The 14,903-nt window shown below is 61.9% G+C and carries 12 protein-coding genes and 1 pseudogene; 6 read left to right on the forward strand and 7 right to left on the reverse strand.

Annotated elements, in window-relative coordinates; genetic code table 11:
• Positions 1-23: 23 nt before the first annotated feature.
• The 5 genes from colR to ACW9IN_RS12585 all read left to right on the forward strand — a co-directional run bounded on the left by colR (position 24) and on the right by ACW9IN_RS12585 (position 3,795).
• The gene (gene colR / locus ACW9IN_RS12565; RefSeq protein WP_457366169.1) at positions 24-707 is read left to right on the forward strand and encodes a two-component system response regulator ColR; all 684 of its coding nucleotides are present in this window, start codon (positions 24-26) and stop codon (positions 705-707) included.
• On the forward strand, positions 697-1,977 hold the full coding sequence (locus ACW9IN_RS12570; RefSeq protein WP_457366170.1) for a sensor histidine kinase: 1,281 nt from the start codon (positions 697-699) through the stop codon (positions 1,975-1,977). Before colR ends, ACW9IN_RS12570 begins: the two co-directional genes overlap by 11 nt.
• Positions 1,978-2,166: 189 nt before the next feature.
• Entirely contained in the window at positions 2,167-2,847 is a 681-nt protein-coding gene (locus tag ACW9IN_RS12575; protein ID WP_457366171.1) for a class I SAM-dependent methyltransferase, read from the forward strand.
• Between the two features lie 4 nt (positions 2,848-2,851).
• Positions 2,852-3,571 carry a lipopolysaccharide kinase InaA family protein gene (locus ACW9IN_RS12580; RefSeq protein ID WP_457366172.1) on the forward strand — a complete coding sequence of 240 codons (720 nt, stop codon included), beginning with the start codon at positions 2,852-2,854 and terminating at the stop codon, positions 3,569-3,571.
• Entirely contained in the window at positions 3,568-3,795 is a 228-nt protein-coding gene (locus ACW9IN_RS12585; protein WP_457366173.1) for a hypothetical protein, read from the forward strand. The genes ACW9IN_RS12580 and ACW9IN_RS12585 overlap by 4 nt, the downstream gene beginning before the upstream one ends.
• A 61-nt stretch (positions 3,796-3,856) precedes the next feature.
• Here ACW9IN_RS12585 and ACW9IN_RS12590 read toward each other — a convergent pair whose 3' ends face one another.
• From ACW9IN_RS12590 to ACW9IN_RS12610, 5 genes are all read right to left on the reverse strand, one after another.
• Positions 3,857-6,892, reverse strand: coding sequence for a multidrug efflux RND transporter permease subunit (locus ACW9IN_RS12590; RefSeq protein WP_457366174.1), 3,036 nt, complete (start codon positions 6,890-6,892; stop codon positions 3,857-3,859).
• A gap of 3 nt (positions 6,893-6,895) precedes the next feature.
• Complete coding sequence (locus ACW9IN_RS12595; protein ID WP_457366175.1) at positions 6,896-8,026, reverse strand: efflux RND transporter periplasmic adaptor subunit; 1,131 nt, start codon at positions 8,024-8,026, stop codon at positions 6,896-6,898.
• Between the two features lie 145 nt (positions 8,027-8,171).
• A complete protein-coding gene (locus ACW9IN_RS12600) occupies positions 8,172-9,269 on the reverse strand; it encodes a DUF1513 domain-containing protein (RefSeq protein ID WP_457366215.1) in 1,098 nt (365 codons plus the stop codon).
• 2 nt (positions 9,270-9,271) lie between these two features.
• On the reverse strand, positions 9,272-10,336 hold the full coding sequence (locus ACW9IN_RS12605) for an imelysin family protein (protein WP_457366176.1): 1,065 nt from the start codon (positions 10,334-10,336) through the stop codon (positions 9,272-9,274).
• A gap of 31 nt (positions 10,337-10,367) precedes the next feature.
• Entirely contained in the window at positions 10,368-11,795 is a 1,428-nt protein-coding gene (locus tag ACW9IN_RS12610) for a di-heme oxidoreductase family protein (protein ID WP_457366177.1), read from the reverse strand.
• 139 nt (positions 11,796-11,934) lie between these two features.
• Here ACW9IN_RS12610 and ACW9IN_RS12615 point away from each other — a divergent pair, with 139 nt between their 5' ends.
• Entirely contained in the window at positions 11,935-12,498 is a 564-nt protein-coding gene (locus ACW9IN_RS12615) for a nitroreductase family protein (RefSeq protein WP_457366178.1), read from the forward strand.
• 135 nt (positions 12,499-12,633) lie between these two features.
• Here the strand turns inward: ACW9IN_RS12615 and ACW9IN_RS12620 are convergent, their stop codons facing one another.
• Positions 12,634-13,389, reverse strand: a complete 756-nt coding sequence (locus ACW9IN_RS12620) for a methyl-accepting chemotaxis protein (RefSeq protein WP_457366216.1) — start codon at positions 13,387-13,389, stop codon at positions 12,634-12,636.
• Positions 13,390-13,491: 102 nt separating this feature from the next.
• Positions 13,492-14,868: pseudogene (locus tag ACW9IN_RS12625) on the reverse strand (PDC sensor domain-containing protein); the annotation flags it as partial.
• Positions 14,869-14,903 lie beyond the last annotated feature (35 nt).

Here is a 14,903-nt window from a genome sequence, read left to right on the forward strand (position 1 = left end):
TACTGCGTACGGAGACAATGCCCATGCGAATTCTATTGGTTGAAGACAACCGCGATATTCTGGCCAACCTGGCGGATTACCTGGGGCTCAAAGGCTACACCGTGGACTGTGCGCAGGACGGTTTGTCGGGCTTGCACCTGGCGGCGACCGAGCATTACGACTTGATCGTACTCGACATCATGCTGCCCGGTATCGATGGTTACACCCTGTGCAAGCGTCTGCGCGAAGACGCACGCCGTGACACGCCAGTGATCATGCTTACCGCCCGTGACCAGTTGGATGACCGGCTGCAGGGCTTCAAGTCCGGCGCCGATGACTACCTGCTCAAGCCGTTTGCCTTGTCGGAGCTGGCCGCGCGCATCGAAGCGGTGCTGCGTCGTGCCCAGGGCGGTGGGCGCCGCACGTTGCAGGTGGCCGACCTGAGTTATGACCTGGACACCCTGGAAGTCACCCGCGAAGGGCGACTGCTCAGGCTCAACCCGGTGGGGCTGAAGTTGCTGGCGGTGCTGATGCAAAAGAGTCCTCATGTGCTGCGCCGCGAAATCCTTGAAGAGGCCCTGTGGGGCGATGATTGCCCGGACAGTGACAGCCTGCGCAGCCACGTTCACCAATTGCGCCAAGTGATCGACAAGCCATTCGCCAAACCGTTGCTGCACACGGTGCACGGCGTGGGTTATCGCCTGGCCGAGGGCCGCGATGGAGTTTAAGCAAAGCCTTGCCCAGCGGATCATCATCGCCTTTGCGCTGATGAGTGCGCTGGTGGCCGGGGCCTTCGCGATGGGGATCGTCGCGACGGTGCACCTGGTGGAAGAAAAACTGATTTCCGCAGGCCTGGGCGGCGACCTGCAACGCTTGCTGCTGATGGACAGCGTGGAGGACTGGAGCCACCGACCCGAGCCGGACCAGTTGTTCTACTTCAGCGGTGGCCGTGGGGATTTCGAATTGCCCAAGGACCTGCGGCACCTGGAGCCGGGGTTTCATGAGGTGTTTCGCGAAGCGCTGTCGTACCACGCCATGGTCGAAGTAGTGGATGGCCGCCGCTATGTGCTGCTGCAAGACCAGAGCGATTTCGAGGAACGCGAGCGCGTGCTGTTTGCCGTGGTGCTGGTGGGCTTCGTGCTCAGCCTGGCGCTGGCGGTGTTCCTCGGTTGGGTATTGGCGCGCAAGGTGATGGCGCCGGTGGTGCGTCTGGCCCGCCAGGTGCGTCATCGCGATCAGTTGCTGGGTCTGGCGCCGCCCCTGGCGCCCGACTATGCGGCGGATGAGGTGGGCGAGCTGGCTGTGGCGTTTGACGCTACCCTGGGTCGGTTGCGGCAGGCGCTGTCCCGCGAACAGCTGTTTACCAGCGATGTGAGCCATGAGTTGCGCACCCCCCTGATGGTGCTGGCCAGTTCCTGTGAGCTGCTGCTGGAAAACCCGGCCATCGATCAGCGCGGGCGCAAACAGGTGGAGCGGATCGCCCGTGCCAGCGAGGAAATGCGCGAACTGGTGCAAACCTTCCTCATGCTGGCCCGTGCCGAGCATGATGACGGCACCATGTCGCCGCAGGTCAGCCTCGTGCAGGTGGCCGACGATTTGCTCGGCATCTGGCGGGACCCCATCGAGCGCAAGGGGCTTGAGTTGATCTATCAGCCGGGCACCCCGCTGGATACGCGTTACAACGCCACCTTCCTGCATGCCGTAATGGGCAACCTGCTGCGCAACGCCTTGCACTACACCGAGCAGGGGTTTATCCGCCTCACCCTGGAACCGAGTGGTTTTGTGGTCGAGGACAGCGGCGTAGGCATCCCCGAAGACAAGCGCGAAGCCATGTTCGAACCCTTCGTGCGAGGCAATGAGAAGCGCGGCGAGGGCTTGGGCCTGGGCCTGTCCCTGGTTCAGCGCATCTGCGAAAACCAGGGCTGGAGCGTCAGTCTCAGTACCATGGAGCCCAATGGTTGCCGCTTTCATGTCGAGTTGAGTCAGGTCAACGCCTGACCGGTCTGCCTGCCGCTATCCTGCGGCAGATCCCCCGCTTTTCGGCGAAGATGGCCCCAGGCCACTGCTTGTATCTGTAAAGTCTTGAAATGTATGGGATTGGACAGGACAAGATTTTCACAACTGGTTGACCTGTTGATCACAGTTCGAAATTTAAGGTGGTAGGCATCAGCAACTGGAGATCCGTTGATGTCTACCCCGACCAAGCTCGAATTTTCCGAAAAGTACGACGATCAGCACGCGCAAAAATATTTGCTCAAACATCAGGACAATCTGGCACGCCGGTTGTCCCACAAACGCGACGAGCAATTGGCGCGCGGCGCGCTGGCCATGGCCGGCGAGCCTGGCCTGGTGCTGGACTTGCCCTGCGGGGCCGGACGTTTCTGGCCGCTGCTGGCCGAAAAGCCCAACCGCATGATCATCGGCGCCGACAATTCGGAGTCGATGCTCAAGGTCGCCACGGCCGCCCAACCGGCGGAAGTGGTGAAACGGGTACGGCCCTTGCACACGTCAGCCTTTGATATCAACTTGCCGGATAACTCGGTCGACAGCATTTTCTGCATGCGCCTGATGCACCACATTGGTGACCCAGCGCACCGGCTGGCGATTCTGCGGGAGTTTCAGCGTGTCACCCGCGACAGTGTGATCCTTTCGTTGTGGGTGGACGGCAATTTCAAGGCCTGGAAACGCAAGCGCGCCGAGGCGCGTCGTCGCGAAAAAGGTGAGCAGGAAGGTTACCAAAACCGGTTTGTGTTACCGGCTGCTACTGTTGAGGCAGAGTTCGAGCAAGCCGGTTTCCGTGTTCAGGAATCCCTGGACTTCATACCGCTCTACGCCATGTGGCGAGTGTATGTATTGCGTAAGAGGTAACAGGATGGCATTTGAAGGCGTAGCAGGCAGTCACGTAGCTCCTGAAGAACGATTCGATTATTTCTGGCGTCAGCAGGGTGAATGGGTCGAGGAGCCCAACCGCCGACGCGGTGGCGAGAGTGGGGTACAGCGGGTGAAGGGCCCCAATGGCCGCCTGCTCTACAGCAAGCGCCAGACCGGACACATCTACCGCAGTTGGCTCCACCCTTTCGGTCGCCCCACCGTTCTGCGCGAACGAGATGCCTTGAGGGGCTTGCGTTTGCTGGACGTGCGGGTGCCGGAACTGGTGTTCTGCGAGGCCCGCCGCGACCCGCAGCATCAGTGGAAGGCGTTGCTGGTCACGGCCGCGCTGGACGGTTTCGACGAAATCGAAAACTGGTACGCCGCCGGTGGCCGTGAACAGTATGGCGAACAGGTGCACGAGCGCTTGCTCAAGGAGTTGGCTTCGACCCTGGCGCGCATGCACCGAGGGCGCTGGCAGCACGGTTGCCTGTACATCAAGCATATCTTTGTGCGGGTGACCGGCGAGGGCGATTCGGCCAATGTGGAAGTGGCGCTGCTGGATTTTGAAAAGTGCCGCCAACGCTTGACCGCTTATCGGGCCGCTTCCCACGACATGCTGCAACTGCGTCGCCATTCGTCGTGGAACGACACTGACTGGAAAAAACTCAGCTACTTTTACGAGACGGCGTTTGGCAGCGCTATCAAGGGTTTAACCAGATGAAGCTAGAAATAGCACGAGGTTTGTTCCTGCTGGGGGCTTTGGGCGTTGCCGCCCTGAGCCTGGCGGCATGGGAACTGCCTCGCACCCAAGTGCTCAGCGCGGCGCAAGGTAGCGGGCAATGCCTGCTGCCACGCGTGGCCAAGGTTGGTGTGGCGGCCAAGCCCGATCACGAGCTGTTGCTGTTCATGTTTGGAATGTCTCAAGGGTTGAGGCCGCAAAGTTGAAACTATTGAAACCCCCAGAAAAGGGCCTTGCGATGCAAGGCCCTTTTTTCGCGTGGGTGTCTCAAACGGCGGCTGGTTTGTCCGGCTTGGCCAGCAAGGTATAGACGCAAGGCAAGACAAACAGCGTAAACAGTGTGCCGATGGACATTCCCGTCGCGATCACCGTACCGATATCGAACCGACTGACGGCGCCGGCGCCGCTGGCGAGAATCAGCGGCACCATGCCGAATACCATCGCGGCGGTGGTCATCAATACCGGACGCAGACGAATCGCCGCCGCTTCTTCAACCGCCTGCCGGGGTGACAGGCCCTTGTCCTTGCGCAACTGGTTGGCAAATTCGACGATCAGGATCCCGTGCTTGCTGATCAACCCGATCAGTGTCACCAGCCCCACCTGGGTGTAGATATTCATCGTTGACCAGCCCAGGAACAGCGGGATCAGTGCGCCGCAGATCGACAGCGGGACCGTTACCAGGATCACCAGCGGGTCGCGGAAGCTCTCGAACTGTGCAGCCAGCACCAGGAAGATAATCGCCAGTGCCAGCCCGAACGTCACCCAAAGCGCGCTGCCCTCCTGGATATATTGCCGGGACGAGGCGCTGTAATCGTAGGCGTAGCCCGGGGGCGCTTCTTCGTCGGCAATCTGGCGTACGGTGCTGATCGCCTCACCCATGCTCACCAGCGGAACGCCGGAGATCAGCGCGGAGTTCAGTTGCTGGAACTGGTTCAACTGCCGGGGGCGTGCGCGGTCGCTGAGGGTGATCAGGGTCGACAACGGCAGCAGTTCGCCCTTGGCATTTTTCACGTAGTAGTTGTTCAGCCAGTCGGGATTGTCGCGGTAGGCGCGCTCGACCTGGGCGATGACCTTGTAGCTGCGTCCGTCGAGGGTAAAACGGTTGATTTCCGCTTCCGCCAGCAGCGTCGCCAGGGTGCTGCCGAGGTCCGGCATCGACACGCCCATCTGCGCGGCCTTGGCGCGGTCGATATCCACCACCACTTCGGGTTTGTCGAACGCCAGGTCAATGTCGAGGAATGCGAACTTGCCCGACTCCATGGTGCGTTTCTTCACACGGTTGGCCACGTCCAGCAACGACTCATAGTCGTTGGCGGTGTTGATTACAAAGCCGAATGGCAAGCCTTCACCGGTACCCGGCAGGGACGGCAGGTTGAAGCCGAACACTTGCAGGCCGGGAATCTGCTCCAGGCGGTTTTGCACCTGGGGCAGGATCTGCATTTGAGTGCGACTGCGCTCGTTCCACGGCTTGAGCAGGAAACCGCCGATGCCCGACTGAACACCGTTGAAACCGTTGATCTGGAACGACGAGTAGTACTCGGGGAACTCCTTGAAGATCTTGATGAACTCGTCGGTGTAGGTGTTGAGGTATTCCAGGTTGGCGGGCTGCGGGGCGCTGGCCATCATGAAGATGATGCCCTGGTCTTCGTCCGGTGCGAGCTGTGACTGGGTGAACTTGAGGAACACCGGGATCAGGCACAGCACGATCAGGGCGAACACGATCACCACCGGGCGGGTGTTCAACGTGCCGTGCAGCATGCTTTGGTAGCGGCGCTTGAGGCTGTCGAAAATCAGGTCCAGGCGGTGGGCCAGCCCCGATGGGTTCTCGTCATGGCGCAACAGCAGTGCACACATCATCGGCGACAACGTCAGGGCCACGATGCCGGAAATGATCACCGCCCCGGCCAGGGTCAGGGCGAACTCCTTGAACAGCGCTCCGGTGAGACCTTCGAGAAAACCGATGGGCGCATACACCGCCGCCAGGGTGATGGTCATCGACACCACCGGCAGGGCGATTTCCCGGGCACCTTCCAGTGCGGCATCCAGCGGTGTCTTACCTTCTTCGATGTGGCGATGGATGTTCTCCACCACCACGATCGCATCGTCCACCACCAGACCGATGGCCAGCACCATCGCGAGCAGGGTCAGCAAGTTGATGGAGTAGCCCATCAGTTGCATGAAAAACAGCACGCCGATCATCGACAGCGGGATGGTGATCACCGGGATCACCACCGAGCGCAGGGCGCCGAGGAACAGGAACACCACCACGATCACGATCAGCACGGCTTCGAACAGTGTCTTGACCACCTCGTTGATGGACGCCTGGATAAACAGCGTGGCGTCGTAGGCAATTTCCGCCTTGAGGTTGGGCGGCAACTGGGACTCCAGCTCCGGCATGATCTTGCGCACTTCCTTGATCACGTCCAGCGGGTTGGCGCTGGGCGTGGCCTTGATGCCGATGTACACCGACGGCGTGCCGCCAAACGAGCTGATTGCGTTGTAGTTCTCCGCGCCCATTTCCACCCGTGCCACATCCCGCAGCAACACGCGGCTGTCGCCATCGGTCTTGACCGTGATCGCACCAAAGGCTTCGGCCGACTTGAGGTCGGTGTTGGCATTGATACTGGTGACCACCAGTTCGCCCTTCAGCTCACCGGCGGCGGAGAGGAAGTTGTAGCGACGTACCGCATCGCTGATATCGCTGGCGCTCAAGCCGAAACCGGCGAGCTTGACCGGGTCCAGCCAGATACGCATGGCGAATACCTGATTGCCCAGGATTTCCGCTTCGGCCATGCCGGGCAGGGTCGCAAGCTTGGGCTGGATGACCCGTGACAGGTAGTCGGTGATCTGCGGGTTGTTCAGTTCCTGGCTGGAGAAGCTGATGTACATCAGTGCCGAGGCGTCGGCGGCTTCCTTGCTCAGCACCGGGTCTTCGGCGTCCTGGGGCAGCTTGTTCTTGACCTCGTTGGCCTTGGCCAGCAACTCGGTGAACAGCCGGTCGCTGTTGGAGCCGATGCGCGCATAGATGGAAATCACCGAGAAATTCTGGCGACTCACCGAGGTCATGTAGTCGATCCCTTCGGCGCTGGCCAGGCTCTGTTGCAACGGCTGGGTGATATAGCCCTGGATGGTCTCGGCGTTGGCGCCGGGGTAGGCGGTGGTCACCGTGATCAGGGCGTTTTCCATGTTCGGGTACTGGCGCAGCGGCAACTTGCTGTAGGCCTGGAAACCCAGCAGTACGATGAGCAGGCTGACCACCATGGCCAATACGGGGCGGCGGATAAAAACGTCTGTGAACTTCATGGCTCAGTGCCCTGCCGGCAGGTTTTTGTCCGGGCTGATGGCAATCGGGGTGCCGTTGTCCAGTTTGAGCTGACCGGCGCTGACCACCTGCTCACCGGCTTTCAAGCCCTTGCTCACCAGTACCAGGCCGCCCCGACGTTCGCCGGTTTCCACAAAACGCCGTTCGGCGATCAGTACGGGCTGGCCATGGGCGTCTTTTTCCACGTCGCCATTCGCGGTTTTTTTCTGGGCCACGGCGTATACCGAGTTGCCGTAAAGGGTGTAGGTCATGGCGCCTTCAGGCACCACGATCTGCGCGGTCGGGTTGGGCAGCAGCACTTCAAGGCTGGTGAACATGCCGGGCAGCAGCTTGCCGTCCGGATTGGCCAGGGTGGCGCGGACCAGCACATTGCGCGTGGTGCTCTCCACCTTGGGGTTGATCGCGCTGACAGTGCCGGGGAACTGCTGGCCCGGGTAGGCCGAGACTTCCACCTGTACGGCCTGGCCGAGGGCGACCTTGGGCACCGAATGCTCGGGGATAAAGAAGTCGACGTAGAGGCTGCTGATGTCTTGCAGGGTGGCGATCACCGTGCCGCTGGCCAGGTAGTCGCCCACGTCCACCTGGCGAATGCCGATGGTGCCGCTGAATGGCGCGACAATGTGTTTTTTCGCCAGGGAGGCCTTGAGTTGGTTGACCGTGGCCTTGTTCTTCTGCAGTTGCGCGGAGAGGCGGTCGAACTCGCCTTTGGAGATCGCCTGGCTGCCCACCAGTTGGCTGCCGCGACCGTAATCCAGTTGGGCCAGGCCCAGGTCGGCCTGGGCGGTTTCGAGCAAGGCGCTTTCCACGGCGCTGTCCAGTTGCACCAGGGGTTGCCCGGCCTTGACCTTCTGCCCTGAAGCGAACTGCACGTCCTTGACCGTCCCTGCGATCTCCAGGCTCAGGTTGACCCCCTGCAAAGCCTTGAGCGTACCCACCGACGGCAAGCGTTGCTGCCAGGGCTGCTCGGTCGCCACGGCGACGGCCACGCTCACGGGGGGCTTGGGTTTGGAGAAGCCCTGAATCTGCTGATAGATGGAAAAGGCCTTGTAGCCCCCCAGCAGCAGGACGATTAACAGGACAACACCCAACATGATCAGCATGCGACGGCGCAGCATATTCCGTTTCCTTGGAAAACCTGAGACAGAGGGGGGGCCGACAAGCTCGGAACATTACTCCGAGTATGGAGGGGTTTCCACCCGGTAGTGTTGACAGATAAAACACTGGCAGGGGCCGGCAACCGGCTCCTGCCAGACGAGCATTTCAGATCAGGTGGAGATGGTTGTCCCAGAGCCCTGCCGGCAATTCCAGCGGTTTTGCAACCAACTGTTTCTGACGGCAATCGTAGAAACGGCAACGGCCCTGGCCCGACGTCACGACAAACCCGTCCGCCACCGCGCCCACGCCGGCACAGTCCTGCAGCGGCCCGTCCAGGCGCAGCTCAAAGCTGTCCATGTCCCAGATAAAGAAGCGGTTGCCTCGCGGAGCGGTCAGCGCCACCAGGCGCAGTTCGCTGTGCACCGCAACGCTGGCGGTGTAGTGCCCCATGGCGTGCAGTTGCTCGTCGGCCACCGGGAAAGCCACGAAAGGTTGCCCCGGGCGTTTGATCGCGAGCAGTTCGGAACGCTCCTGAGACGGCCCCATGAACTGCTGCCCGGTGAGGATGGTCCCGTCGCTGGCGATACCCATGTGGCGCACGCTGTTCATCTGCTGGCCCAGAGCTTCCTTGCTGATCAACGTGCCATCGCGGTGCATCAGCACCAGGCTCGGTTCCATGGCGTCGAGGTTCATCTCCACGCGGCTTTCGGCTTCGGTGCGAATGCCGCCGTTGGCCACTACCAGGGTTTCGCCGTCGGGCATCCACGACACCTGGTGCGGGCCGATGCCGTGGGTGGAAATCTCGCCCCTGTGCACCAGCCGCTCACCTTCGAACTGATACACGCCGAGCAACCCGCGACCCGGGTCGGACGTGTCGTTTTCTGTCGCGTACAGCCAGTCGCCGCTGTTGTGGATGACCGCATGACCATAGAAATGGCGATGGGGCTGGGAGGTGATGGTTTGCAACAGCGCGCCATCACGCAGGTCGATCAGGTAACTCTCGGTACCCGGGCGACGGGCGACGAACAGTGCGATCGGCAGTGTCGGGTGGTTGATGATGTCGTGGCAGCGCTGGCCGACCTGGGTGACGAACACCGGCTTGCCATCCAGCCGATAGCCGACGGCATAGTGGTTGCCGTCCGCATCATCGCGCGCCGACAGCAGCAGCGGGCCCTTGCCCTTTTGCTTGAACAGCGTCCAACCGCCCAGGGTGAGGGCACTGAGCAGTACGCTGCCAACGGCCAAAGCCTGTCGCCTGAGCATCATCAGTCACCGTCGTTGGCATTGAAGCCCAATTGAATGCCCAGCGCCTTGGCCAGCTCGCCTTCGTGCAGGCGGTGGACGACGTTGAGGCTGTCATAGATGTCGTTGAGTTGCTGGCGCCCGGCGTCGTCATTCAACAGCTCGTTGAGGCTGCGCTGGTTGCTGGCGAAGAGTTTCAGGGACGCGGCATAGGCGGCATCGATCTTGTCGGCCAAGGCTTTCTGATCCGCCGGCAACAGGCCACGCAGGCCCTTGTTGTCGACGCCGACCCAGACCGTTTGCGCGGCGGCAAGGCTGGCTTCCAGGCTTTGCAGGGACGACTGACTGCGCCACGCGTCAGCCTGGAACGGTTGCGGGATGCCTTTGGTCTGGCGGCCCATGGGCGTGCCGAGTTTTTTCTTGAGGGTGTCCAGTGCGGTCACCTGCACGCGCAGCAGATCGGCGATGGCCTCGTGGGAATCGGCGTAACGCTGGTTCGGAAACTTGGTCATCTGCGCGAGCATGCCGTCGGTGCTGTTCCAACTGGCCAGGATCTCTTCGGCCAGGGTTTTCTGGCGTTCGCCGATGGCGACCAGCAGCGGGCAATAACGGGCTTTTTGCGCGTCGTCGGCGATATCGGTCTTGGCGTCGTAGAGGATGTATTCGTAGGCCGACAGGCCCTGCACCACCACGCTGGACTTGGCCAGGGCGGCACCGTCGATCTGCGGTTGGGCGGCGACCAGTTGCTCGACCTGACGACCCACCAGGTTCTTTTTGTCCGGCCAGAACTGCACCTGCCACGAGCGGTTGCCTTCAGCCAGCGGGCCGATCAGCAGCGGTTGCAGCTCGGCCCAGGCTTTTTGTGCGTGGAGGAAATCGGCGCGCGCGGTCTCCAGGCTCTCCTTGCCCTGGCAGTAGGCCAGGGCGCTGACGGCCAGCTGGCGGTCGGCTTCGACCCAACGGCTGTAGGTCGGCAGGATCACCTGCTTGGCGATGGCCGCCGAGGTCACGGCTTGCGGGTCCTGGGGTGAACAGGCGCCGAGGGCGAGGGCGGCCAGGCTGGTGAACAACAACTTGGGACGGAACATGTCGAGCTCCCTTCTGTCAGTGGGGCAAAGCTTATAAAGAATTCAGGAACGCCAGCAACGCGGCACGCTGCTCGGCATTGAAGGACAACACATGTTGCTGCGCCGCCTGGGCTTCGCCGCCGTGCCAGAGCACGGCTTCCAGCAGGTTGCGGGCGCGGCCGTCATGCAGAAACTGGGTATGACCGCTCACGGTTTGCGTCAGGCCGATGCCCCACAACGGCGGCGTGCGCCAGTCGCGGCCACCGGCCTTGAATTCGCTGCGCTGGTCGGCCAGGCCCGGTCCCATGTCGTGCAGCAACAGGTCGCTGTAGGGGCGAATCACTTGGTTGGCCAATTCAGGTTCGGCGGCAGTGGCCGCCGTGGTGAACGAGGGCTTGTGACAACCCTGGCAACCGGCCTGGTAGAACAGGTTCTTGCCGGCCAGCACCTGAGGCGTATTGGCGCCCCGGCGTGCCGGAACCGCCAGGTTGCGGGTGTAGAACAACACCAGGCGCAGAATATTGTCGCTGACTTCGGGCTCGCCATCGGGGCCGTTGCCATTGGGCGCCTGTTTGCAGGCGACTTGGGCGTCGGTGCAGTCATCAAAGGGTCTCAGGGACGTGGTGAGGCCCATATCACCAGAAAACGCGTGAACATTTTGTTGATTGAGGTTGGGTTGCCCGGCTTTCCAGCCAAAACGTCCGAGGACGGTTTTGTGTTGGGCGTCATCCCACACCCAATTCGCGCGGCCGACAATGGCTTCCTTGTCGGCGGTGCTGGGGTTGGTGTTGCGCAGGATATCGGCGTCGCTGATGGCTTCGAGCAGGCCCAGGCCAATCATCGGCGGGGCGATGCGTGCGGAGAACAGGGTATCCGGATGCATCGGGCCGTAGCCAAGTTGGGTGATTTGCAGGTCGGGCTTGCGCAGTTCGACCACGGTGCCGTCCTTGAATGTGACCGGGACGGGCGTGTAGTCGACCCGCACCTTGCCTTCCGGCTCGACGCCCGGCACGGCCATGTCTTGCAACTGCCCGCCGTAGACCGGCTCGGGCACCACACCGATTTGCTCGATGAGCCGGGCATGGGACGCAGCATCGGGAATCGACAGGCGCACCAGCATCGATACCGCATTGGGCGCGTCCGGCAATGGCGGATGACCGCGCCCGTCTTTTATATGGCAGTTCTGGCAGGCATTGGTATTGAACAGCGGGCCCAGGCCATCACGGGCGGTGGTGGTCGAGGGCGCGATCACCCAGGGGCTGCGAAAGAAACTGTTGCCGACGCTGAAATCCAGGCGGCGGGTGGGGGCCAGGTTGGCCGAGGGCAGGGAGAACGCGTTCTGGTCGCGCTTGTTCACCGTGGTCGCGCCGCCGGACTTCGATTCACCCGGCTCAGCCTTGGTGAAACGAGGGGCGTCATCGCAGGCGGTCAGGCTCAAGGCCAGCAACGCTGCGCACAGGCGAAAAAACGGACGGAGCATCGAGTTTCCTGAACCAGGGCTGAAAATGAGGTCGCAAAGTCTAACAGGGCGGGGCTCAATGAATAAGAGCAATTATCGTTTGGTGGATTGCGCGCCAATCCCGCTAGAATGGCCGCACATTTTTTTCTGGAGGTGGCCCATGCAGGCTCTCGACGCTTTGCTCAATCGTGTTTCCGTGCCGCGTCTGCTGGAACCGGCGCCGACCCAGGAGCAACGCGATGTGCTGTTCGCCGCGGCCATGCGGGCTCCCGACCACGGTCAGTTGCGGCCTTGGCGCTTCCTGACGGTGGAAGGCGCCGCCCGCGAGAAGATGGGCACGCTGCTGGCCGAGGCTGCGCGCCTGCAAGACGCCGACGCCCCGCAAGCCGCCATCGACAAGGCCCAGAACGGCCCGCTGCGCGCGCCGCTGGTGGTGGTGGTGATTGCCTGCCTGCAAGAGCACTTCAAGGTGCCGAAGTCCGAGCAGCGGCTGGCGGCAGCCTGCGCGGCGCACGGTATCCTGCTGGCGGCTTACGCTCAGGAAATCGGTGCTGTGTGGCGTACGGGTGAGTTGTCCTACTCGGCCCACGTTGCCAAGGGCCTGGGGCTGACGGCGGACGAAGAAGTGATTGGCTTCCTGTACCTGGGTACGCCGCAGAACCCGCCGCGTACGGCGCCTAAAGAAGATGTGGCCGCGTTCGTTCAAGCCTGGCCCGGGCGTTAATTTGCAGGTGATCCAAATGTGGGAGCTGGCTTGCCTGCGATGGCGGTGTGTCAGTCAATATAGTTATTGCTGACCCACCGCCATCGCGGGCAAGCCCGGCTCCCACAGGGTTTTTCATGGGGTTCGAGTAAGCGTCTACACCTTGAACTGATCCATCAACTTCATTTGCTGCGTCGCCAGCGCATTGAGTTGGCTGCTGATCGCTGCCGATTCAGTCGCTTGCCCCGTGAGGGTTTCGGTCACGGTGCGGATCGCCGAGACGTTGCGGTTGACCTCTTCGGCCACTGCGCTTTGTTGTTCGGCGGCGCTGGCGATTTGCAGGTTCATGTCGCTGATCACGGTGACCGCATCGCTGATCTTGCCCAGTGCCTGTACTGCGTGATGAATTTGCCCGGCATTGCTCTGGGCCTGATGCTGGCTGGAATGCATGGTCGCGACCACGCCACGGGTGCCGCTCTGGATGCGTTCGATGACCAGGCGAATTTCCTCGACCGAATCCTGGGTGCGCTTGGCCAGGTTGCGCACTTCGTCGGCCACCACCGCAAAACCACGGCCGCTTTCCCCGGCGCGTGCCGCTTCGATGGCCGCGTTGAGGGCCAGCAGGTTGGTCTGCTCGGCAATGCTGCGGATCACTTCCAGTACCTGGCCGATCTGCTCACTGTTGACGGCCAGGGCCTCCACTTCATGCACCGCCTTGCTGACTTCTTCGGCCAGGGTGGTGATGTCGCGGGTGCTCTGTTCGATGATCGACATGCCTTCGCGCGCCGACTGGTCCGCGCCGCGTGCCGCGCTGGCGGCGTTGGATGCGCTGTTGGCGACATCATGGGCGGTGGCGCTCATTTCATTGGAGGCCGTGGCCACCTGGTCGATTTCACGGAACTGCACCTGCATGCCTTCGCTGGTCTGGCGGGCGATGGCGGATGACTGGTCAGCGGTGACCCGCGCTTCGGTGATGCTTTGCTTGATCTGGGCGATGGTCGGTTGCAGCTTGTCGAGGAAACGGTTGAACCAGTTCACCAGGGCGCCCAGTTCGTCGTTTTTGGCGTAGGTCAGGCGCTGGGTGAGGTCGCCTTCACCGCTGGCGATGTCCTTGAGCATGGTGGCCACGCTGTTGATCGGTCGGGTCACGCCGGTGGCGGTCAGCCAGATCAGCAGCAGGCCGAGCAGGGCGGCCGCGGCACCTACCAGCAGGGCCTTGAGCATGCCCGCCGCCTGGGCTTTGTCGAGTACACCTTGCAGCTTCAAATTGTCGGCGAGCATCACGCTCTTGGGCAGTTTGATCACCACCCCCCAGGCTTTGGCGTCGGCAATTGGCTTGACCGGGTAAACGGCGCGAATGGTGTCGTCCTGTTCGCGGATCATACGGGTGTCGCTGGCGAGCAACTGCACGATTTCCTTGCCTTCGGTGCCGAGGGTGTCGATCAGGTTTTTGCCGACCTTGTCGGGCTGGCCACTGTAGGCGGCGATCAGGCCGGTGGCGGAGAGGATTTCCAGGTGCGCCGCGCCGTCGAACAGCTCTTTCTGAGCCACGTCGGTGGTCGCTTGCAGGGTGTTGAGCGCAAGGTCGACCCCGACCACGCCGATGACCTTTCCATCCACCAGCAGCGGCAGGGCAATGGTGGTCATGAGCATGGTTTTGCCCGCCACTTCATCGGCGTACGGGTCCAGCAGGCAGACATTGCGCGTGTCCCGTGGGCAGGTGTACCAGATGTTGTAGGGCGTGCCGCTGAGGTTGGCGGTGGTCTTGGTCAGGTCGTCTTCGACCATGATCGTGTTCAAACCTTCGCCGCCGGCCCGGCTCCAGTAGCTGGAGAAGCGGCCTTTCTCGTTGGAGACCCGCGCTTTGTCGTCGATGAACTCACTGTCTTTGCCATCCAGGCCATTGGGTTCGAACGACAGCCAGATGCCCAGCACTTTGCTGTTGCGCTCGAAGGTGGTTTTGAGGCGCTGGTTGAGTTCTTCACGCAGCGCCCCGGCCTCCAGCCCGCGCCTGGTCGCCGTCGCGCGCAGGTCTTTGACCTGGTCGGCCAGTGCCGTGATGACGGTCAGGCTTTCGCCGAAGGTTTTCTGCAACTGCACGGCTTGCTCTGCGGCCTTGGCCTGCAACAGGTTCTGCACGCTCTGGGTGAGCATTCGCGAGCTCGAATCGCTGATCAACTGGTCGTTCTGGTTGGTCTCGTAGAGGTTGATGCTGATGATCAACGCAATCACGCCCAGCAGGCACAGCCCGGACAGCAGCACGATTTTCAAGCGGATGGAGAGGGTATTGAACATAGGTTCACTCGCGAATGGACTTGTTGGAATGCAAGCTGGGCGAGCCAAGTCCGTTCGGCGCCATGTCTGTGGCATCGGCGCGGGCGAGGGTTTCATGAGGAGCAGGCGATGAGTGGTAGGAAAACCCTGGA

The organism is Pseudomonas sp. SDO5271_S396, from assembly GCF_054071795.1.

Coding starts and splice junctions, on each gene's coding strand:
- colR (WP_457366169.1), top strand. CDS start 24: ATGCGAATTCTATTGGTTGAAGACAACCGCGATATTCTGGCCAACCTG.
- ACW9IN_RS12570 (WP_457366170.1), top strand. CDS start 697: ATGGAGTTTAAGCAAAGCCTTGCCCAGCGGATCATCATCGCCTTTGCG.
- ACW9IN_RS12575 (WP_457366171.1), top strand. CDS start 2,167: ATGTCTACCCCGACCAAGCTCGAATTTTCCGAAAAGTACGACGATCAG.
- ACW9IN_RS12580 (WP_457366172.1), top strand. CDS start 2,852: ATGGCATTTGAAGGCGTAGCAGGCAGTCACGTAGCTCCTGAAGAACGA.
- ACW9IN_RS12585 (WP_457366173.1), top strand. CDS start 3,568: ATGAAGCTAGAAATAGCACGAGGTTTGTTCCTGCTGGGGGCTTTGGGC.
- ACW9IN_RS12590 (WP_457366174.1), bottom strand. CDS start 6,892: ATGAAGTTCACAGACGTTTTTATCCGCCGCCCCGTATTGGCCATGGTG.
- ACW9IN_RS12595 (WP_457366175.1), bottom strand. CDS start 8,026: ATGCTGCGCCGTCGCATGCTGATCATGTTGGGTGTTGTCCTGTTAATC.
- ACW9IN_RS12600 (WP_457366215.1), bottom strand. CDS start 9,269: ATGCTCAGGCGACAGGCTTTGGCCGTTGGCAGCGTACTGCTCAGTGCC.
- ACW9IN_RS12605 (WP_457366176.1), bottom strand. CDS start 10,336: ATGTTCCGTCCCAAGTTGTTGTTCACCAGCCTGGCCGCCCTCGCCCTC.
- ACW9IN_RS12610 (WP_457366177.1), bottom strand. CDS start 11,795: ATGCTCCGTCCGTTTTTTCGCCTGTGCGCAGCGTTGCTGGCCTTGAGC.
- ACW9IN_RS12615 (WP_457366178.1), top strand. CDS start 11,935: ATGCAGGCTCTCGACGCTTTGCTCAATCGTGTTTCCGTGCCGCGTCTG.
- ACW9IN_RS12620 (WP_457366216.1), bottom strand. CDS start 13,389: ATGCAGGTGCAGTTCCGTGAAATCGACCAGGTGGCCACGGCCTCCAAT.